20 protein-coding genes are annotated in these 18,636 nt (G+C 61.3%); 13 read left to right on the forward strand and 7 right to left on the reverse strand.

Annotated elements, in window-relative coordinates:
* The first annotated feature begins 27 nt into the window (after positions 1-27).
* The 4 genes from AC1RMF_RS14845 (at position 28) to AC1RMF_RS14860 (ending at position 5,917) form a co-directional block, all read left to right on the forward strand.
* Entirely contained in the window at positions 28-2,457 is a 2,430-nt protein-coding gene (locus AC1RMF_RS14845; RefSeq protein ID WP_493142432.1) for a GcvT family protein, read from the forward strand.
* Between the two features lie 22 nt (positions 2,458-2,479).
* The gene (locus AC1RMF_RS14850; protein WP_493142434.1) at positions 2,480-4,051 is read left to right on the forward strand and encodes a trimethylamine methyltransferase family protein; all 1,572 of its coding nucleotides are present in this window, start codon (positions 2,480-2,482) and stop codon (positions 4,049-4,051) included.
* Between the two features lie 132 nt (positions 4,052-4,183).
* The gene (locus AC1RMF_RS14855) at positions 4,184-5,404 is read left to right on the forward strand and encodes an adenylate/guanylate cyclase domain-containing protein (protein ID WP_493142436.1); all 1,221 of its coding nucleotides are present in this window, start codon (positions 4,184-4,186) and stop codon (positions 5,402-5,404) included.
* Between the two features lie 117 nt (positions 5,405-5,521).
* Complete coding sequence (locus tag AC1RMF_RS14860) at positions 5,522-5,917, forward strand: hypothetical protein (protein ID WP_493142438.1); 396 nt, start codon at positions 5,522-5,524, stop codon at positions 5,915-5,917.
* 59 nt (positions 5,918-5,976) lie between these two features.
* Here AC1RMF_RS14860 and AC1RMF_RS14865 read toward each other — a convergent pair whose 3' ends face one another.
* On the reverse strand, positions 5,977-7,029 hold the full coding sequence (locus AC1RMF_RS14865; RefSeq protein WP_493142439.1) for an extracellular catalytic domain type 1 short-chain-length polyhydroxyalkanoate depolymerase: 1,053 nt from the start codon (positions 7,027-7,029) through the stop codon (positions 5,977-5,979).
* A 249-nt stretch (positions 7,030-7,278) separates the two neighbouring features.
* On the opposite strand from AC1RMF_RS14865, the gene AC1RMF_RS14870 reads away from it, so the two are divergent.
* Complete coding sequence (locus AC1RMF_RS14870; protein WP_446737993.1) at positions 7,279-7,623, forward strand: thioredoxin family protein; 345 nt, start codon at positions 7,279-7,281, stop codon at positions 7,621-7,623.
* Positions 7,624-7,647: 24 nt separating this feature from the next.
* Here the strand turns inward: AC1RMF_RS14870 and AC1RMF_RS14875 are convergent, their stop codons facing one another.
* From AC1RMF_RS14875 to AC1RMF_RS14900, 6 genes are all read right to left on the reverse strand, one after another.
* Positions 7,648-7,830 (reverse strand): hypothetical protein, encoded by a 183-nt coding sequence (locus tag AC1RMF_RS14875; RefSeq protein ID WP_342620106.1) that lies wholly within the window; start codon positions 7,828-7,830, stop codon positions 7,648-7,650.
* 102 nt (positions 7,831-7,932) lie between these two features.
* On the reverse strand, positions 7,933-8,679 hold the full coding sequence (locus AC1RMF_RS14880; protein ID WP_493142441.1) for an anti-sigma factor family protein: 747 nt from the start codon (positions 8,677-8,679) through the stop codon (positions 7,933-7,935).
* A gap of 7 nt (positions 8,680-8,686) precedes the next feature.
* Positions 8,687-9,217 (reverse strand): sigma-70 family RNA polymerase sigma factor, encoded by a 531-nt coding sequence (locus tag AC1RMF_RS14885; RefSeq protein WP_493142443.1) that lies wholly within the window; start codon positions 9,215-9,217, stop codon positions 8,687-8,689.
* Positions 9,218-9,223: 6 nt separating this feature from the next.
* Positions 9,224-9,592, reverse strand: a complete 369-nt coding sequence (locus AC1RMF_RS14890) for a cupredoxin domain-containing protein (RefSeq protein WP_493142445.1) — start codon at positions 9,590-9,592, stop codon at positions 9,224-9,226.
* A 2-nt stretch (positions 9,593-9,594) separates the two neighbouring features.
* The gene (locus AC1RMF_RS14895) at positions 9,595-10,485 is read right to left on the reverse strand and encodes a metallophosphoesterase family protein (RefSeq protein ID WP_493142446.1); all 891 of its coding nucleotides are present in this window, start codon (positions 10,483-10,485) and stop codon (positions 9,595-9,597) included.
* A gap of 113 nt (positions 10,486-10,598) precedes the next feature.
* Positions 10,599-11,555 (reverse strand): LysR family transcriptional regulator, encoded by a 957-nt coding sequence (locus tag AC1RMF_RS14900; RefSeq protein ID WP_342620111.1) that lies wholly within the window; start codon positions 11,553-11,555, stop codon positions 10,599-10,601.
* Between the two features lie 117 nt (positions 11,556-11,672).
* Between AC1RMF_RS14900 and AC1RMF_RS14905 the strand changes: the two genes are divergently transcribed.
* Genes AC1RMF_RS14905 through AC1RMF_RS14940 form a run of 8 tightly spaced genes read left to right on the forward strand, consistent with a single transcriptional unit; the run spans position 11,673 to position 18,634 of the window.
* Positions 11,673-12,659, forward strand: coding sequence for a 2Fe-2S iron-sulfur cluster-binding protein (locus AC1RMF_RS14905; RefSeq protein ID WP_493142449.1), 987 nt, complete (start codon positions 11,673-11,675; stop codon positions 12,657-12,659).
* A 46-nt stretch (positions 12,660-12,705) separates the two neighbouring features.
* Positions 12,706-13,968 carry an aromatic ring-hydroxylating dioxygenase subunit alpha gene (locus AC1RMF_RS14910; RefSeq protein WP_493142451.1) on the forward strand — a complete coding sequence of 421 codons (1,263 nt, stop codon included), beginning with the start codon at positions 12,706-12,708 and terminating at the stop codon, positions 13,966-13,968.
* Positions 13,969-13,970: 2 nt separating this feature from the next.
* Entirely contained in the window at positions 13,971-14,456 is a 486-nt protein-coding gene (nagH, locus tag AC1RMF_RS14915; RefSeq protein WP_493142453.1) for a dalicylate 5-hydroxylase small oxygenase NagH, read from the forward strand.
* 9 nt (positions 14,457-14,465) lie between these two features.
* On the forward strand, positions 14,466-14,780 hold the full coding sequence (locus AC1RMF_RS14920; RefSeq protein WP_493142454.1) for a non-heme iron oxygenase ferredoxin subunit: 315 nt from the start codon (positions 14,466-14,468) through the stop codon (positions 14,778-14,780).
* 53 nt (positions 14,781-14,833) lie between these two features.
* Entirely contained in the window at positions 14,834-16,006 is a 1,173-nt protein-coding gene (locus AC1RMF_RS14925) for an ABC transporter substrate-binding protein (RefSeq protein ID WP_493142455.1), read from the forward strand.
* On the forward strand, positions 16,006-16,932 hold the full coding sequence (locus AC1RMF_RS14930; protein ID WP_493142457.1) for a branched-chain amino acid ABC transporter permease: 927 nt from the start codon (positions 16,006-16,008) through the stop codon (positions 16,930-16,932). Before AC1RMF_RS14925 ends, AC1RMF_RS14930 begins: the two co-directional genes overlap by 1 nt.
* Positions 16,929-17,885 (forward strand): branched-chain amino acid ABC transporter permease, encoded by a 957-nt coding sequence (locus AC1RMF_RS14935; RefSeq protein ID WP_493142458.1) that lies wholly within the window; start codon positions 16,929-16,931, stop codon positions 17,883-17,885. The genes AC1RMF_RS14930 and AC1RMF_RS14935 overlap by 4 nt, the downstream gene beginning before the upstream one ends.
* Complete coding sequence (locus tag AC1RMF_RS14940; protein ID WP_493142459.1) at positions 17,882-18,634, forward strand: ABC transporter ATP-binding protein; 753 nt, start codon at positions 17,882-17,884, stop codon at positions 18,632-18,634. The genes AC1RMF_RS14935 and AC1RMF_RS14940 overlap by 4 nt, the downstream gene beginning before the upstream one ends.
* Positions 18,635-18,636 lie beyond the last annotated feature (2 nt).

The following is an 18,636-nucleotide window of genomic DNA, read 5'->3' on the forward strand; positions in this document are numbered from 1 at the left end:
TTCTTGCGAAGAACCATGGAGACAAGCATGACAGAGCACGTGCGGGTAGTGGTGATCGGTGGTGGCGTAGTGGGCTGCAGTTGCCTCTACCATCTGGCCAAGCTGGGGCTCAAAGATGCCTTGCTGCTCGAGCGCGACGAGCTCACTTCCGGCTCCACCTGGCATGCCGCCGGCAACCTGCCGACCTTTTCCACCAGTTGGAGCCTCCTCAAGCTGCAGAAGTACTCCGCCGCCCTGTACCGCGAGCTCGCTTCCAACCCGGCAGACCCGATCAATTACCACCTCACCGGCTCGGTGCGGCTGGCCCATGGGCGCAACCGCATGGACGAGTTTCGCCATGTGCAGAGCATGGCCAGGGCCAACGGACTGGAGTATGAAATCCTTTCGCCCACGGAACTCAAGGAACGCTACCCGCTCATCGAAACCCATGACCTGCAAGGCGCGCTGTGGGACCCGTTGGATGGCGACATCGACCCTTCGCAACTCACCCAGGCGCTGGCGCGCGAGGCGCGTGCGCTGGGTGCCACCATACGCCGCCACACGCGGGTGACGGCACTGCGGCAAAAGCCCGGTGGCGAGTGGGTGGTGACCACCGACAAGGGCGAGATCACCGCCGAGATCGTGGTCAACGCCGCGGGTTACCGTGCTGGCGAGGTGATGGCCATGGTGGGCCGGCATCTGCCGATTGCGGTGATGTCACACCAGTACCTGGTGACCGAAGATGCAGAGGAGCTGCTGGAGCGCGGCAGCGCACGCTTGCCGCTGCTACGCGACCCCGATACCTCCTATTACCTCCGCCAGGAGCGCAACGGCTTCATCCTCGGGCCCTACGAATGGAAGGCCACGCCCATGTGGCTGGACGGCCTGCCCGACGACTTTGCCAACCAGCTCTGGAATGATGACTTCGAGCGCCTGGAGTCCTACATAGAAGACGCCATGGCCCGCGTGCCGACGTTGGCGCGTGCGGGCATCAAGCGCGGCGTGAACGGGCCCATTCCCTATTCGCCCGACGGCAACCCCTACATCGGCCCCGAGCCGGGGCTGCGCAACTTCTTCCACTGCAACACCTTCAGCTTTGGCATCACCCAGGGCGGCGGTGCGGGCAAGGCACTGGCCGAGTGGGTGGTGCACGGCCAGCCCGAGTGGGACCTGTGGTCGCTGGACCGGCGCCGTTATGGCGACTACGCCACCACGGCCTACACCGTGGCCAAGGCGGTGGAGGTCTACCAGAACGAATACGCCAGCTCCTTCCCCTATGAGGAACGGCCGGCCGGCAGGCCGCTGCGCACATCGCCCACCTACGACACGCTCAAGGCCAAGGGTGCGCGCTTCGGTGCGCGGGGCGGCTGGGAGCGCGCTGTGTACTTCGACCTGCGCGGTGAACTGCCGCAAGACGAAGTGCTGTCCTTCCGGCGCGAGAGCATCTGGCATGGCGTGGTGGCCGAGGAAGTGGCCGCTGTGCGCGAGCGTGTGGGCGTGCTGGACCTGCCGGGCTTCACCAAGTACGAGCTCAAGGGCCCGGGTGCCACCGTGCACCTGGACCGCCTCACCTGCTCGCGCCTGCCGGGGCTGGGCCGCGTGTCGCTGGCCTATGCGCTCACGCCCGGTGGCAAGCTGTGGAGCGAGTTCACCGTCACCCGCGTGGCGCAAGACCATTACTACATCATCAGCGCGGCCATTGCCGCCACGCACGACATGGACCTGCTCCGCCAGGGGCTGGACGCAGGCAGTACCGTGAGCGTGCGCGACGTGTCGGCCGAGCGCGGCACGCTCATCATTGCCGGGCCGCGCAGCCGTGAGCTACTCACACACATCACCACGGCCGACCTGTCTAACGCCGCCTTTCCCTGGTTGTCGGCGCGCACGATAGACACCGTGGTGGGGCCGGTGTTTGCCATGCGGGTGAATTACGTGGGCGAGCTGGGCTGGGAGCTGCATGCGCCGGTGGCGCAGATGCAGGCGCTGTACGACGCGGTGTGGCAGGCGGGCCAGGCCTACGGCATACGCGACTTCGGTCTCTACGCCATGGACAGCCTGCGCGTGGACAAGTGCTACCGCGGCTGGAAGAGCGACCTGGAGAGTGGCTACACGCCGCTGGAAGCTTCGCTGGACCGCTTTGTGGACCTGGGCAAGCCCGACTTCGTGGGCCGCGAGGCGCTGCTGGCCGAGCATGCGCGCGGCCCGGCCTATCGCTTCGTGCCGTTGATCTTCGACGAGGACGGCGACGCCGAGGCGCCCTACTGCTCCCAGGTGTTCCACGGCACCGACAACGTGGGCCTGACCACCTCGGGCGTGTGGAGCCACACCCTGCAGAAGAGCGTGGCGCTGGCCTATATCCGCACGCCGCAGGCACAGCCGGGCACCAAGCTGCAGGTGGAAGTGCTGGGCCAGTTGCGCACGGCCACGGTGCGTGCCGAGCCGCTGTACGACCCCCGCAACGCGCGGTTGCGCGCCTGATGCTTCTACGAAGGGACACACCATGACCGAAGCCGAAGTTCCTCTGGCCCGCCGCGGCGGTGCCCGTGCCGCCCGCCGCGCTGCACGCGCCGCTCCTTTGCCCGACAACCTGCGCCCGGTACGCCCCGGCATGGAGGGCGGCAAGTACAAGCCGCTGAGCGATGCTGACGTCCGCAAGATCCACCACGCTGCACTGGATGCGCTGGAGTCCATCGGCTTTGCCGACGCGCTGCAAAGCGGCATAGACGCCATGGTCAAGGCCGGTGCCAAGCTCACCGACAGCGGGCGCCTACTGTTCCCGCGCGCGCTGGTGGAAGACACCATTGCCAACGCGGCGCGCCACTTCGTGCTCTACGGCCAGGACCCCAAGCACGACATGGAGCCCTGGGGCGACAAGGTGTATTTCGGCACCGCGGGTGCGGCGGTCAATATGGTCGATGCGCGCACCGGCGTGTACCGCGAGTCCACCACGCGCGACCTGTATGACATTGCCCGCGTGGTCGACACGCTGGAGCATCTGCACTTCTACCAGCGCTCGGTGGTGTGCCGCGACCTGCCTCTCCCGGAAGAGATGGACTTCAACACCACCTATGCTTGCGTGTCGGGCACCACCAAGCATGTGGGCTCCAGCTGGGTGGCGCCCGAGCATCTGGAGCAGAGCCTCAAGATGCTGCACATGATTGCCGGTGGCGAAGACCAATGGCGCGCCCGTCCCTTTGTCAGCCAGTCCAACTGCTTTGTGGTGCCGCCCATGAAGTTCGCTTTTGATGCCTGCAAATGCCTGGAAGTGGCCGTGCGCGGTGGCATGCCGGTGCTGCTGCTCTCGGCCGGTCAGGCCGGTGCCACCGCACCCGCGTCGCTGGCCGCAGCACTCGTGCAGGAGACGGCAGAGTGCCTGGCCGGTCTGGTCTATGTGAATGCCATCCAGCCCAAGGCGCCGGCCATCTTCGGGACCTGGTGCTTTGTGTCGGACCTGCGCACCGGCGCCATGTCGGGCGGCAGCCCGGAGCAGGCGCTGCTGTCGGCGGCCAGCGCGCAGATCTCGCGCTTCTACGACCTCACCGGCGGCACCGCCTCGGGCATGACCGACTCCAAGCTGCCCGATGCCCAGTGCGGCATGGAGCGCGCCTACAACCACGCCCTGGTGGGCAATGCCGGCGCCAACCTGATCTACGAGTCCGCCGGCATGATGGCCAGCCTGATGGGGTTCTCGCTGGAGAGCCTGCTCATCGACAACGACCTCATAGGCGCCGTGCAGCGCACCATTCGCGGCATCGAGGTGAACGACGAATCCATCTCGCTGGAGACCATGCGCCAAGTCTGTCTGGAAGGCCCGGGCCACTACCTGGGTTCGGACCAGACCCTGCAGCTTATGCAGCGCGACTACCTCTACCCCGCTCTGGGCGATCGCTCCAGCCCGAACCAGTGGGAAGAGAGGGGCCGGCCTTCGCTGGTGGACCGTGCCGCCGGCCGGCTGGAGGAGATCCTGGCCACGCACTATCCCTCGCATATTCCCAAAGCCATAGACGACGCAATCCGTGCGCAATTCCCGGTGCGTCTGCCACGCGAAGCCATGGAGCGCGGCGGGCGCTGATCGCGCGCCCACACAAGTGGTGCGTGCCTGCGGCCCGGTAGCGCCGGGTTGCCTCCCTTGACATCGCGCAGGACTGTGGCAAATTGACCGGCTGACAGATACAGTGGCCCAAACCGGAGGAGGCGGCATTCCATGGCGCAACGCAACCCCCAAGCAGGTGGATTTCTTGTCGCATACGATCCGCGCAACACCCACGCCCGTCGGGTCAGGCTGGTTGTGAATGTCTCCAGCCTGGTAATGGTTTTGCTTGGCAGCTGCTGGGCGATCTTTTTCGGTTTCGCGCATGATCGCTTCCTGCTCAGCGTTGACCTCTTGCTGGTTCTTGGCGGCGTGGCGATCGGGTTGCTGGCGCGCCAAGGCAATCTGCGGTTCGCGTCACTGCTTCTGGCGGGGCTGGTATACGTCCTGCTGTTCCTGCTCAACGCGCTCTTTGATATTCCCAGTGCGGATGTGCCGCGCTCCCTGCACACCTATTTCCTGTTGATCGCAGTGGGCAGCTATCTGCTGTTCAGAAGGGAGAGCGCATGGGTCCGCTATGGATTTACGCTGGCATGCTTTGTGGCCTTTGTCTACTTTGCCAGCCGCAACACGCCGCTGGTTTCCGGCTACGCCCTGCCCGACAGTATTCGACGTGGCGGCACATGGGTCAACAACATCTGTGCGTTTGCCATTCTGTATCTCATCGTCCACGCCTTCATCGGCGATGTGAATCGCATCGAGTCCTACCTGCATGAGGCGAACAATCGGTTTGTTGATCTGGTGCGTGGCATGTTCCCCAAGCCCATCGCGGAGCGGCTGTTGACCAGCGGACGCAGCTTCGCCGAGCGTCACCAGAATTGCTCCGTGCTCTTTTCCGACATCGTGAGCTTCACCCGGCTATCGGAGCAGATGGATCCGGATCGTCTGGTCGACATGCTGTCGGCCATCTTCTCGCGCTTTGATGCCCTCGTGGAAGCCCGCGGCCTTACCAAGATCAAGACGATTGGCGACGCCTACATGGTGGCAGCGGGAGTGCCGGAGCCAAGAGCGGACCACGCTCAGGTGCTGTTGGAACTGGGTAGGGAGATGCTTGCCGCATGCAAGGAGTTCGAGGGCATAGAGCTGCGCATCGGAATCTCTTCCGGCGAGCTGGTGGCAGGCGTCATCGGGAACTCACGGCAGGTTTACGACGTGTGGGGTGATGCAGTCAACATGGCCTCACGCATGGAGTCACATGGAATCGCAGGACAAATCCAGGTGTCGGGTTCTACGTACCAACTGGTCGGCGAACGATATGTGTTTTCGCGCAGAGAGGGTATCTCCATCAAGGGCAAGGCGGGTCGCCATGATGTATTTGTGCTGGCGCAGAATTGATCGGTTCCGCAATCAGCATCTCCCTGGCATTCGTGGCAATCGCGCCAATTGCGCTTCACGGTCAACGATACAGTGTCGTTCCGGGTTATACAGGCAATACACAAAAAGGAGAAAGACATGAAGAAACAATGTGCGTTGGCGATTGGCATATTTGCCACCTTCAGCATATTTGCTGAAACAAGCGTTGGAATCTCCATCGGAATCAACCAGCCCGGTGTGTATGGTCAGATCGACATCGGAAATTTCCCGCCACCTCGGGTGATCAATCAACAACCCATCGTGATCATTCAGTCTCCTGTGAGGGAGCCTGTGTATCTGTACGTACCTCCAGGACATCAAAAGCACTGGGAAAAGCACTGCCACGAATACAACGCTTGCGGGCGCCCTGTGTACTTTGTGCGTGAAGACTGGGTAAGAGAGCGTTACGAGGAACACCGGCACGATGAGGGCCGTGATGGCGACCATGGGCGAGACCATGGCGACCACAAGAAGCGTAAACACGAAGACGATTGATGTGATTGTTCGGCAGGTGTTGCCTTACGGGCAGACAAGCAAGTGGGAACCTGCTGAATTCACGCCGGGTTGGGTGCGCCACTACAGGCAATCTGTTTCTTGATGAAAGACCAGGCAAGGCGCGATGCATCCGGGCCCAGCGGATCACTGTAAGGTAGACCCGCTGCTCCACCACTCCAGGCGTGGCCCAATCCATGGACCATGCAGAGTGTCGCTACCTGGCGTTCCCCGGCGTAGTAGTCCGTGATATCGGCAGCAAACCGTTTGCCACGCCGCACCGCGTGTACCCGGCCAGGCAGCGCGCCTTCCCTTTCGGCCCAAATTTGCGCAGACTGTGTTCCGTTGATGGATGCCACGATGGAGTCGCCACTGCCTTGAATGACCAGCAGGGCGGGCAAATGCTGGTCGGCATTCGTTCGGGTGAGTGCAACAGCCTTCGCACGTCCACCCATCGCTCTCAAGGCTGTTGCGTAGGAACTCGCCTGGCCTGGCGCAATGCCGCTGTGCATGACAACCGCCAGAAAGCGTCCGGGAAGACGAAGTGCCAGCAAACTTGCCAAGCCTGCACCAGCGGACATTCCCACCAGTGCCACCTTATGGCGATCGGCCGGCTGCGACGCGCAGACATGCTCAATGGCAGCAGCGATGGAGTCAGCCTCGCGTTGTGCGCGGCCGGTACGTGTCTCGTACCAATTCCAGCAGCTCTGCAAATTGGAGAGCCGGTCTTGTTGTGGATAGAGAACCATGAAGCGCTCTGACGATGCAAGGCGATTCATTCGGGTGCTCGCTGCCAGGGATTGTGCGTCTTGCATGCAGCCATGCAGCATCGCGACCAAGGGCAGGCTCTCGCCGCGCCCCATGTTCGGTGGCTTGAACAACAGGTAGCGGCGTCCCTGATGCACACCGGATGCCATACCCTTGGCCGCGCTCGAGAGCTTTGCCCGGGTGGGTGTCTTGGCGGTTTTGGCAACACGCAAGGGCATGGCACGCTTGCCGGCCTTGGCGCCTAGCGGTCTCTTTGCTGTTTTCAAAGCCAGCTTTATGGCTCTGGCGCCGGTGCGCAGCGCCAGACGCGTCATGGCCTTGAGCGATCGCTGGAGTAATTGATTCAAAATGGTGGGGTGAAGTAGTGTGGCAGATTGGGTTGCCGCGGGGCAGGGGTACAAGGGATCTGGCGTGGACAGCAGCGTGCAATCGATGGTGCCTAGTGTGCTGCCTGTGGCGCAATGCGTTTGTTGGATGGCGCACAGTCCAGGAGGATGGCACTCCGCCGAATCTTGCGGATGTATGGTGTGTCTGATCAGTCTCATCTTTGAAGGAACCAGGACCACGCAAATCCGGAAAGCGCAGGGTCTGCAGATATGGGCAACAATCCGGACATGAGCCTGCCCAAACCTTATCTAAGTGAGTCGGAAGCGCCAGCGCGCGTCGAAGTGGATGCGCTAGCGGGCCTGACCCTGCTCGAATTTGGTACCGATTGGTGCGGCTATTGCCGTGCCGCCCAGCCTGCAATTGTCGACGTGCTTTCGCAGCATCCGCAGTGGCGTCACATCAAGGTGGAAGACGGTCCTGGTCGGGCACTGGGCCGCAGCTACCGCGTCAGGCTCTGGCCTACACTGGTGCTGCTGCGTGACGGGCAGGAAGTCGCGCGCATGGTGCGCCCCACACAGGCGGCAGATATCTCGGCTGCACTGGATAACGTGTAGGGGCTTTTTACGGGCTGCAGAGGCCTATCGGTTTTGACGCCAGTCATCCTGTCGACCACCGTCGCGCGGCTCGGAGTGATAGCCATAGTGCTCATGGTCATGCCGGTCATGGTCGCCCCACCATAGCGGGCGTACCACGCATCCACTCAACGTGGTGATCAACATCACTGCAGCACCCACACCGACCAATCGACGAAAAAAGCTCACTCTGTACTCCTTGGCGGAATGCATCCACCTGAGTATGTAACGCTGGGTGTGGTGTGTGGCCGACCGCGGACACGTAACGGGAGGTAAAGGCGTACAGCGCAGTTACCTGTTTTCGGTGGGTGGCACGGAGTTGACCTTTGCCAGCCAAGCGGATTCAAACCGCTTCAATTCGCTGACGTCGGCATCGGTGATGCTCCAGATCTGCATGACGCCATCGCTCCAGTGCGCGATATGGAACCCTCTACTTTGCGTTGTCTGCGGAGGTACGGCCTGCTCCACGGGAAGCACATAAGCCGAAATGATGTGCTTGCGCAATTGGTACGCAAGGACGGCTGTGTCGTGCCCTTGCACCCGATCAATGCGTCCGCCCAACAGATCAAACCCAGCGTCGTGCAGGTCCGGAACTTCTGGCGCGTAATCGAGCTTGCCCTGGAACCAGGGCTTGACCGTATGGCGATCACTGGAGCCCACCTGGAACAAGGGGCCGGGGCCCAAGGAGCGCACATGCAGACCCAGCAGATCCCCCACCATGTTGTTCGATGTGTTGTTGTGAACTATCCAGTGCGGATAGTTCACAACCAAGGCCAGCGTCAGCAGCACGCCAGTGGCAAAGGCAAGCGCCAGTTGGGTCAGCTGCCTGACACCGTAACCACCGGGCGCATTGAAACCAGACAGGCCAAGCCATGCGCCCCATCGCCGCCAGGCATCGGAAGGGTGGGCAGATTCCGGTTCTGCGGTTGCGGCAGCATGCAATGTGATCTGGGTGCGCACGGCAGCCTTCAGGCGCTCACTTGCCTTGTGGCGATTGGCATGGCCTTTGATCAGTGCTGAGAGTTCTTCGTCGTTCATAGGTTGCTCACTCGCGAGCGCCTGAGAGAGTCAGTAGCTCACGCATGCGTGCGCGGGCTCGTGACAGGCGTGACATGACAGTCCCCACGGGGATGGAAGCGATCCTGGCAATCTGCTCATACTCCAGACCTTCCAGCTCTCGCAGAACCAGGACTTCGCGCAAGGCTGGAACCAAGGCGCTGAGTGCGGCATTGATGTGCTGCCGCTGGTAGCTTTGATGGAGCGCAACACTCGGCTCGTCCTGGGTCAGCCCTGCGGTGTACTGGAGTTCTTCCAGCGCACTTTCGTCCTGCCCTGACACTTCCCTCCAGTCCTTGCGTTCGTTCAGGTGGGTGAAACATACGTTTCGCACAATGCCAAGAAACCATGCGCGTGCATCATCGCCTTTGAGTTTGTCAAAGTACTTCAGCGCTCTGAGCACCGCCTCCTGCACCGCATCTTCCGCGTTGGCATCGTTGCGCAGCAGCCAGCGCGCCAGGTTGAAGCCGCTGTCCAGCAGAGGCAGGATGGTGGCTTCAAAGTTGCGCGCCAGTTTCACTGCAGTTCAATCCGTGACGTTGAAATAACCATGCATTTCCTCGTGACCGTCTCCGCAGAAGTTGTCACACAAAAAGTCTATGCGCCCCAGCTGTGTGGGTGTCAGACGTATGGGGGTGACCATGCCCGGCAACAGGTCAGAGCGTATCCCCATATCGGGAACATGGAAACCATGGATGAAGTCCAGGGAGCGGAGCAACAGCAAGACGGGTTGATTCTGCTTCAGCTCAATCACCGAAGGGGTGAACTTGAACCTTTGGGCCACGACTTCTATCTCGCGCACCGATTGTGCATGGGCCGCGCGCCACGCCGTGAGTCCCGAGACGGCGCCGACCGCCATGCCGGCAACGGCACGCCGGCGATTCCACAAGTTCACGCTCATCCCTGCACCACCGGAAATTCCATCAGGTCGTAGCTCTGTGCGCGAGACCCCACATGCAACTCCCGAAAACCCAGTCCTTTGTATGGTGCGGCCGGATCCCATGGCAAGGGCGTACGCTCCAGTTGCGAACCCGGGGCGGGCAAGGCAAATATCAATGATTTGGCCGAATGGTGGGCAATGTGCCCTGTCATATGGTGATGTTCCTGATGGATGTGGCCATAGAAGACCGTGACATTCTCGAAGGGCATGAGCATTGCGATGACCTGAGCGCCGTCACGTGTGGCCCAGTCCCATTTGGGCACCAGATCAAACAGAGGTCTGTGGGTGAGGACCACGATGGGAGTCGAAGGAGCAAGCCTGGCCAAATCCGCCTGCAACCAGGCCAACTGTTCGTCGCCGATCTTGCTGCCCGGATCCGATACGTTGTCGAGCACAATAAAGTGCAATCCGTGCCGGTCGAACGTGTAGTGGGTGGGGCCAAACAGTTCCTGGTAAGCCGCTCCGCGGTCAATCCCGGCGTCATGCTCGCCAGGCATGAAGTACACCGTCTGCACCTTGAGACCTGCCACGATCGACTGGAACTCCTTCATCCGACGCCTGCGCTCCTCCGGGCTATCGGTGGTGTGGGTCAGGTCGCCCGTGAAGACGATGAACTCCGGCGGGATGTCCAGCGCATTGACGGCGGCGACGGCCTTGTGCAGTGTGCCACTGGCATCTGGATTGGGCTTGCCCTGAAAGCCCCAGTGAATGTCGGACAGCTGGACAAAATAGAAGTCTGACGGCGATGCCGCCGAGGCGTAAGGGCCCGCTGCGCAGCCGGACAATGCCGAGAGAAATACGGCACCGCCTCCAGCGGCGGACAGGTTGAGAAAATCTCGACGTTGCATGGTGGCTTCCCGTGTAGTGTGTTCACATGCAATACCGAAGCCGACGGCAATTTATTCCATTGCAGGTGGAAATTTTTCCGACCATCCTGACGGAACTGCTTTGACGGTTTGTGCTACCTGGAGGTGGACTTGCTCCGCACTACGCGAGGTTGCGACTTCTCTCCCTCGCTGTCCGCAAAGAGCTCCACAAAAAGCTGCCTGATCCACATGTTGGCCGGGTCCCGGTTGAACTTGGCATGCCAGAACAGGTTGATGGCAATATCGGGCAATCGCGCCGGATGGGGCGACGTGACCAGGCCAAAGGGAACTTCGCACCGTTGCGCAAACCGCTGCGGCAAGGTGGCGATGAGATCGGTGGTCTGCAATACATGCCCCACGGCAATGAAGTGCGGCAACATCAATCGCATCTTGCGCTTGATACCCGCGCGTTCCAGCAGACCATCCACCTCTGCATGTCCCGTGTTGGCTGCAATGATGCCCACATGGTCCAGCTCGGTAAATTGCTTGAGTGTCATGGGTGATTTGGCTACCGGGTGCCCCTTGCGATAGACGCAGACGTAGGGGTGCCGAAACAGCCGCCGCTGGAAGAAACCTGCCTGCAAATTGGGTAGCAGGCCCAGTGCCAGATCGACCGTACCGGACTCCATGTCTTCGCGCAGGTTGCCACTGTTGGGGCGCACGGTGCTCACGCGCACGTTGGGCGCCAGTTTGGACAAGGCAAGCATCAATGGCGGCATGAAATACATTTCGCCAATGTCATTCATCGCCAGCTGGAAACTGCGGGTGCTGGTGAGCGGATCAAACGAATCACGCGTAGTGAGTGCGGTCTGCAATGCGTTCAACGCGTAGATCACCGGCTCTGCCAGATGCAAGGCGTAGGGTGTGGGCTCCATTCCGCGCGAGGTGCGCAAAAAGAGCTCATCCTTCAACACGGCGCGCAAGCGCTTGAGCGCATTGCTGACAGCGGGCTGCGTCAGTCCCAGCTTCTCCGCAGATGTTGAAACACTGCGGTCCAGCAACAGCTGGTTGAAGACAACCAGCAGGTTCAAGTCAATTTCGCGCAGATCCATAAGGCACTCCAATATTCACAGCAGTGATTTTATCTATTGGTTTTGCTTTATCGACTTATATGGCGCAAGTCTCCAGAATCGCCGCAAACAGGAGACAAGGGCAACAGCCTCAATAGCATGGAACTCGTCGTAGAACCTCTCAACGTGCGTCTGAACGTGGACAGCGGAAGCAATCTGCTGGACGTCCTCAGGGCTCACCAGCTGCCCATCTCCTACAGCTGCATGTCGGGACGTTGCGGCACCTGCCGCTGCCGCGTGGTGTCTGGTCAGGTGCGCAACAGCGGTCCCGAAGCGGGGCGGCCGCAGGCGGGAAAAGACGATTACGTGCTGGCCTGCCAGGCGGTGCTCACCGACAACTGCAGCATCGAGTTGCCTGAGGTGGATGAGGTGGTGGTGCATCCCGCTCGCATCGTGAAGGGAACGGTCACTGCCATTGAAGCAGCAACGCATGACATCCGCCGCCTCCGGGTTAAGCTGGCCAAGCCGATCGAATTCAGTGCCGGACAGTATGCGACGGTGCAGTTCACGCCCGAACACATCCGCCCCTATTCCATGGCCGGATTGAGTGAAGACGACGAGTGGGAATTCCAGATCCGCCGGGTACCAGATGGGCGGGTTACCGCTTTCATATTTGACGAACTGCAAGTGGGTGCCGCGCTGCGCATCAGTGGCCCGCTGGGTACTGCCTATCTGCGCAAGAAGCACACCGGTCCCATGCTCTGCGTGGGTGGCGGTACGGGTCTGGCGCCGGTGTTATCCATCGTGCGTGGCGCGTTGGCCTCAGGCATGCAGAACCCGATTCATCTGTACTTCGGTGTGCGCAGCGCCGAGGATGTCTATGACGCGGACCGCCTGCAGGCTTTGGCCGCCGCACACCCGAACGTGAAGGTTCACATCGTGGTCGCCACCGGCGCTCCCGGTGCAGGCCAGCGCAGCGGACTGGTCACCGACGCCATCGAGAAAGACCTCGGCTGCCTCGAGGGTTGGCGCGCCTACCTGTGCGGCGCACCGGCCATGGTCGACGCACTCAACCTGCTCGTCACCCGCATGGGCGTGGAGCCGGGCCATGTGCATGCCGACGCCTTCTACCCCAGTGGCGTCTGACGCGCGCTGCTTTCACTGACACCTGAACAACCAAAGGAGACAAGCAATGAGTGAAACCAATACCGTCTTCCCCGACAGCCCTGTATGGCCAGGGGAAGGGACCAGCCGGGTGCCCTTTTGGGCGTATACCCGTGAGGATTTGTACAAGAAGGAACTGGATCGCCTGTTCTACAACGGTCACTGGTGCTATGTTGGCTTGGAGGCAGAAATCCCCAATGCAGGGGACTTCAAGCGCACCGTGGTTGGCGAGCGCTCCGTCATCATGGTGCGCGACCCGGAAGGTCATGTGAACGTGGTGGAAAACGTCTGTGCCCACCGCGGCATGCGTTTCTGCCGCGAGCGCAACGGCCATGCCAAGGACTTCTTCTGTCCGTACCACCAGTGGAACTACAGCCTCAAGGGTGACCTGCAGGGAGTGCCATTCATACGCGGGGTCAAGCAGGAAGGCAAGGTCAACGGTGGCATGCCCAAGGACTTCAAGGTGGCCGACCACGGCCTCACCAAATTGAAGGTGGCAGTGCGCGGTGGCGTGGTATTCGCCTCCTTTGACCACGACGTGGAACCTTTTGAGGAATTCCTCGGACCCACCATCCTGAAGTATTTCGACCGCGTGTTCGATGGCCGCAAGCTGCAGATCCTGGGCTATCGCCGCCAGCGCATTCCGGGCAACTGGAAGCTGATGCAGGAGAACATCAAGGACCCCTACCATCCCGGCCTGCTGCACACATGGTTCTCCACCTTTGGCCTGTGGCGCGCGGATAACAAGTCCGAACTGAAGATGGACGACAAGTTCCGCCATGCCGCCATGATCTCCACCCGCGGCCAGGGCGGCAAGAATGCCGATGTGGTGTCCGGCGTGGACAGCTTCAAGGACCAGATGAAGGTCAACGACCCACGCCTGCTGGACATCGTGCCCGAACCCTGGTGGGGTGGCCCCACAGCCGTGATGACCACCATCTTCCCCAGCGTGATCATCCAGCAGCAGGTCAACAGCGTATCCACACGTCACATCCAGCCCAACGGACACGGTTCCTTCGACTTTGTGTGGACGCACTTCGGCTTTGAAGACGACACACCCGAAATGAAAGAGCGCCGCCTGATCCAGGCCAATCTGTTCGGCCCGGCGGGATTCGTCTCGGCCGACGATGGCGAGGTCATCGAATGGTCGCAAGAAGGCTTTGAGCAAAAGCCCGCACACCGCACGGTGATCGAGATGGGCGGATATGACATTGGCGACACCGATCACATGGTCACTGAGACATTGATTCGGGGTATGTACAACTACTGGCGCAAGGTGATGGGGGAATAAACATGATCGACTTCAAGACGTACTTCGAACTGCTCAACCTCTACAGCGACTACGCCATGGTCTGCGACTCGGCCGAGTGGGAAAAGTGGCCCGAGTTCTTTGTGGAAGAGGGCATCTACCGCCTGCAGCCGCGCGAGAACTTTGACCAGGGTCTGCCTCTGTGCCTGCTGGCGCTGGAGAGCAAGAACATGATTCGCGACCGGGTCTACGGCATCAAAGAGACCATGTACCACGACCCCTACTACCAGCGCCACATTGTTGGCACGCCGCGTGTGCTGTCGGTGGAGCGTGACCTCTATGGTGAGCGCATCACCTCGGAAGCCAACTACACCGTGATCCGTACCAAGTTCGACGGGGACTCCACGGTCTTCAATGTCGGCTACTACCGCGATGTGATCGTACGCACACCCGAAGGGCTGAAGTTCCAGTCCCGCCTGTGCGTCTACGACAGCGAAATGATCGCCAATTCCATCATCTACCCCATCTAAGGAAAAGCCATGGCTGACAACTGGATGGATGCTGCCGCCCTGGCGGATGTTCCCGAGGGTGACGTGATGGGCGTGCAGGTGGGAGGCAAGGAGATCGCCCTGTACGAAGTGGAGGGCGAGGTCTTTGCCACGGACAACTTCTGTACCCATGGCCACGCCCGCATGAGCGACGGGTTTCTCGATGGCCGCGAAATCGAATGCCCCCTGCACCAGGGCAAGTTTGACGTGTGCACGGGCCAGGCCTTGTGCGCGCCGTTGACCGAGAACATCAAGACCTATGCCGTGCGCATCGAGAACATGCGGGTGATGCTCAAGCTCGACTGAATTGACTGATCAATGCGCCCTGTGAGGACGCACAAACCATTGAGGAGACAAACATGAAATCAAAACCCTTTGCCAAGATATTTGCCTGCAGCGCGGCTGCGCTAAGCCTGAGTGCCGCCCATGCGGAAATAAAGATCGGCTTTACCGGCCCTTTGTCGGGACCGGTGGCCGCCGTGGGGCAGGACCAGTACGATGGCTTCATGCTGGGTATTGAAGCCCTGGGCAAAAAGCTGGGCGGAGAGGCCGTCACGGTGCTGCGCGAAGACGACCAGCTCAAGCCCGAACTGGGCAACCAGATTGCCCGCAAGCTGATTGACCGCGACAAGGTGGATGCCATCGTGGGCCTTGGCTTTTCCAATGTGCTGATGGCCAGCCTGCCACGCATTGTGGAGTCCGGTACGGTGGCCATTGCCACCAATGCGGGCCCGTCTCCGCTGGCCGGTGCCGGTTGCCTGCCCAATGTGTTTTCCATGTCCTGGCAGAACGATGGCACTGCAGAGGCCATGGGCAAGTACGCGCAGGACACTGGCTACAAGCGTGTGTATCTGATGGCCCCCAACTACCAGGCTGGCAAGGACTATGTCGCCGGCTTCAAGCGCTATTTCAAGGGTCAGGTGCTGGATGAGGTGTACACCCAGGTCAACCAGCCCGACTACTCTGCCGAGATTGCCCAGCTGCAGTCTGCCGGGCCGGACGCCGTGTTCGTGTTCTATCCGGGTGGCATGGGTGTGAACTTTGTCAAACAGTTCAGCCAGGCGGGCTTGATCAAGAAGATTCCCATGCTGTCGGCCTTCACCGTGGACGGCACCACGTTGCCGTCCTTGCGTGACGCCGCTGTGGGGACCATCTCGGGCGCCATGTGGGATGTGGCATTGAAGACACCGGGCAACGCCGAGTTCATCGCCAGCTTCAGCAAGAAATACGGACGCATTCCCAGCCACTACGCGGCGGTGGCCTATGACACGGCCCGTCTGCTGGACATTGCCGTGCGCAAGGCCAAGGGCAATACCACTGACAAGGCGGCATTCGCCGCAGCCGTCAAGTCCGCCGGTGCCGAGCTGAAGTCGGTTCGCGGCCCCTTCCGCTTCAACACCAACAACATGCCGGTACAGAACTACTACGCCTTCCAGACGGTCAAGGAAGGCAACGATGTCACCGTCAAACAGTTGAGCACTCCCTTGGCGGATCACCAGGATGCCTACGTGGCTCTGTGCAAGGCCAAGTGATGTCGGCATCCCTGCTTCTCGCACAGTTGCTCAACGGTCTGCAGTACGGCGTCATGCTGTTCCTGCTGGCCGCCGGCCTGACCCTGGTGTTCGGCATCATGAGTTTTGTCAATCTGGCCCATGGCTCGCTCTACATGCTGGGCGCCTACGCGGCTGCCGTGGTGGGCGGCTCTACGGGCTCTTTCGCGTTGGGCGTGCTGGCGGCAGTCGCTACCGGGGTTGTAGTGGGGCTGGTGCTGGAGTGGGTGGCCGTATCGAGGCTGTACCGGCGCGACCACCTGGACCATGTGCTGGCAACTTTCGGCCTGGTGCTGTTCTTCAATGAGGTCGTGCGCATGGTCTGGGGCCCGCAGCCGGTCTTTGTCAGCTTGCCGGAGTCACTCTCCGGCACGGTCGACCTGTTGGGTTTCAGCTACCCCAGCTACCGCTTCCTGATCATTGTGGTGGGCCTGCTGGTGGCCGCAGGCAGCCAGTGGCTGATCCACAAAACCCGCGTCGGCATGCTAATTCGTGCCGGTTCGGTCAACCCGCAGATGGTGGGCGCCCTGGGCGTCAACATCGGTTTGCTCAACGCCATGCTGTTCGCGCTGGGCTCGGCCCTGGCAGCGCTGGCCGGCGCCATGGCCGGACCCATTCTGTCGGTGCAAAGTGGTATGGGGGAGCCCGTGCTCATCACAACGCTGGTGGTGATCGTGATTGGAGGCATTGGCTCCGTGCACGGCGCACTCTATGCCGGCATTATCGTCGGGCTCGTTGACACGCTGGGCCGCACCTTTTTGCCCATGCTCATACGCGCCTTTGCCGACAGGGAAGTCGCCAATGCTGCCGGACCCGCCCTTGCGTCCATGCTGATCTACGTGCTGATGGCGGTGATCCTGGCCTGGCGTCCGCAAGGCCTGTTTCCCGCCATCAAGGGCAAATCATGAAGAACCTGATTCGACCGGCGCAGCACATCCCGGTGCTGTTGCTTCTGGCACTGGCCGTGCTGCCGCCCATTGCCACGGGGTTGCAGGACAGCTTCTGGGTTTCGTTCTTTGCCCGCGTGCTGGTCTACGCCATCGCCGCCAGCGCGCTGAATATTGCCTTGGGCTTTGGTGGCTTGGTCAGCCTGGGCCACGCCCTGTTTGTCGGCATCGGCATGTACAGCGTTTCGCTGCCGGCTTACTACGGTGTGTCGTCCGGCTGGATCCATCTGGGTATGTGCGTGCTGCTGTGTGCGCTGGTGGGAGGATTCACCGGGCTGATCAGCCTGCGCACGTCGGGCATCGCCTTCATCATGATCACGCTGGCATTTGCGCAGATGGGCTACTTCGTCATTGTCAGCCTCAAGCAGTATGGCGGCGACGACGGCATGGGCATTGCCTCCGCCAGTGCATTCTTCGGCCTGCAACTCAACACGCCTACAGCGGTCTACTACTGCGCCTGGGGTGTGCTGGTTGCTTTGACCTGGTGGGTTCTGCGACTGCGCGTCTCGCCCTTTGGCATGGCCTTGCGGGCCGGGCGGCAGAACGCAAGACGGGTGATGTCCGTGGGCCTGGCGCTGCAGCGCTACCAGCTGGCCGCCTATACCCTCTCGGCCGTTCTGTGCGGCGTGGCCGGCATGCTGCTGGCCAACCTCAACGCCTATGCCTCACCCAGCAGCATGGCCTGGACCGTGTCGGGTGAGCTCATCGTCATGGTGGTGCTGGGTGGCCTGGGCAGTGTCTTCGGTCCCTTTCTGGGGGCGCTGGCATTTCTTGGCGCAGAAGAAGTGTTGAAGGCTGCCACAGAGCATTGGATGGCGGTGTTCGGTCTGGCCATTCTGGCGGTCGCCGTGTTGGGCAAGACGGGTCTGGCAGGCTGGCTGCAGAACCGCACTGCGAAAGAAGGTTCCGCATGAAGACGCTGTTGCAAACAAACGCCCTGACCAAGCGCTATGGCGCCATTCTGGTCACCGACAAGGTGTCGCTGGACGTGCGGGAAGGGGAGCTGCACGCCATCATCGGCCCCAATGGTGCGGGCAAGACCACACTGATCAACCAGTTGTCGGGCGAGCTGCGGTCGGATAGCGGGAACATCCGCTTTGGCGACCAGGACGTGAGCGCCTTGGGCATCCATGCCCGCGCCCGCGCAGGTCTGGTGCGCTCCTACCAGATCACTTCGGTGTTTGACGAATTCACGGTCCTGGAAAACGCGACCCTGGCGGCACTGGGCGCACGCACCCATGCATTCCGGTTTTGGCAGTCCTTGCTGGGCGACCGCCAGGCGTATGCCGCTGCGCTGGAGGGCATAGAGGCTGCGGGCCTCTCTGCGCGATCCCACATTCAGGCATCCGAGCTGGGCTATGGTGAGCGCAGGCAGCTGGAGCTGGCCATGGCATTGGCTGCGCGCCCCCGGTTCCTGCTGCTGGACGAGCCCATGGCCGGCATGAGCGTGCAGGAGTCCGCCGCCGTGGTGGCATTGCTCAAGACACTCAAGCGCAAGTACACCATTCTGCTGGTCGAACACGACATGAACGCCGTGTTCGCTCTGGCCGACCGCATCAGCGTGCTGGTGTATGGCCGATTGATGGTGACCGGCTCGCCGGAGGAAATACGCGCCAACGAGGAAGTGCGCTCCATCTACCTCGGTGAAGAGGAGATCGCCTGACC

The sequence above is a fragment of the Rhodoferax sp. GW822-FHT04A08 genome (assembly GCF_058801025.1).

What these genes read in the sequence shown, in the direction of transcription:
- AC1RMF_RS14905 (WP_493142449.1), top strand. Translation starts at nt 11,673, where the DNA reads ATGGAACTCGTCGTAGAACCTCTCAACGTGCGTCTGAACGTGGACAGC.
- AC1RMF_RS14880 (WP_493142441.1), bottom strand. Translation starts at nt 8,679, where the DNA reads ATGAACGACGAAGAACTCTCAGCACTGATCAAAGGCCATGCCAATCGC.
- AC1RMF_RS14910 (WP_493142451.1), top strand. Translation starts at nt 12,706, where the DNA reads ATGAGTGAAACCAATACCGTCTTCCCCGACAGCCCTGTATGGCCAGGG.
- AC1RMF_RS14925 (WP_493142455.1), top strand. Translation starts at nt 14,834, where the DNA reads ATGAAATCAAAACCCTTTGCCAAGATATTTGCCTGCAGCGCGGCTGCG.
- AC1RMF_RS14860 (WP_493142438.1), top strand. Translation starts at nt 5,522, where the DNA reads ATGAAGAAACAATGTGCGTTGGCGATTGGCATATTTGCCACCTTCAGC.
- AC1RMF_RS14870 (WP_446737993.1), top strand. Translation starts at nt 7,279, where the DNA reads ATGGGCAACAATCCGGACATGAGCCTGCCCAAACCTTATCTAAGTGAG.
- AC1RMF_RS14850 (WP_493142434.1), top strand. Translation starts at nt 2,480, where the DNA reads ATGACCGAAGCCGAAGTTCCTCTGGCCCGCCGCGGCGGTGCCCGTGCC.
- AC1RMF_RS14855 (WP_493142436.1), top strand. Translation starts at nt 4,184, where the DNA reads ATGGCGCAACGCAACCCCCAAGCAGGTGGATTTCTTGTCGCATACGAT.
- AC1RMF_RS14930 (WP_493142457.1), top strand. Translation starts at nt 16,006, where the DNA reads ATGTCGGCATCCCTGCTTCTCGCACAGTTGCTCAACGGTCTGCAGTAC.
- nagH (WP_493142453.1), top strand. Translation starts at nt 13,971, where the DNA reads ATGATCGACTTCAAGACGTACTTCGAACTGCTCAACCTCTACAGCGAC.
- AC1RMF_RS14895 (WP_493142446.1), bottom strand. Translation starts at nt 10,485, where the DNA reads ATGCAACGTCGAGATTTTCTCAACCTGTCCGCCGCTGGAGGCGGTGCC.
- AC1RMF_RS14920 (WP_493142454.1), top strand. Translation starts at nt 14,466, where the DNA reads ATGGCTGACAACTGGATGGATGCTGCCGCCCTGGCGGATGTTCCCGAG.
- AC1RMF_RS14845 (WP_493142432.1), top strand. Translation starts at nt 28, where the DNA reads ATGACAGAGCACGTGCGGGTAGTGGTGATCGGTGGTGGCGTAGTGGGC.
- AC1RMF_RS14940 (WP_493142459.1), top strand. Translation starts at nt 17,882, where the DNA reads ATGAAGACGCTGTTGCAAACAAACGCCCTGACCAAGCGCTATGGCGCC.
- AC1RMF_RS14935 (WP_493142458.1), top strand. Translation starts at nt 16,929, where the DNA reads ATGAAGAACCTGATTCGACCGGCGCAGCACATCCCGGTGCTGTTGCTT.
- AC1RMF_RS14900 (WP_342620111.1), bottom strand. Translation starts at nt 11,555, where the DNA reads ATGGATCTGCGCGAAATTGACTTGAACCTGCTGGTTGTCTTCAACCAG.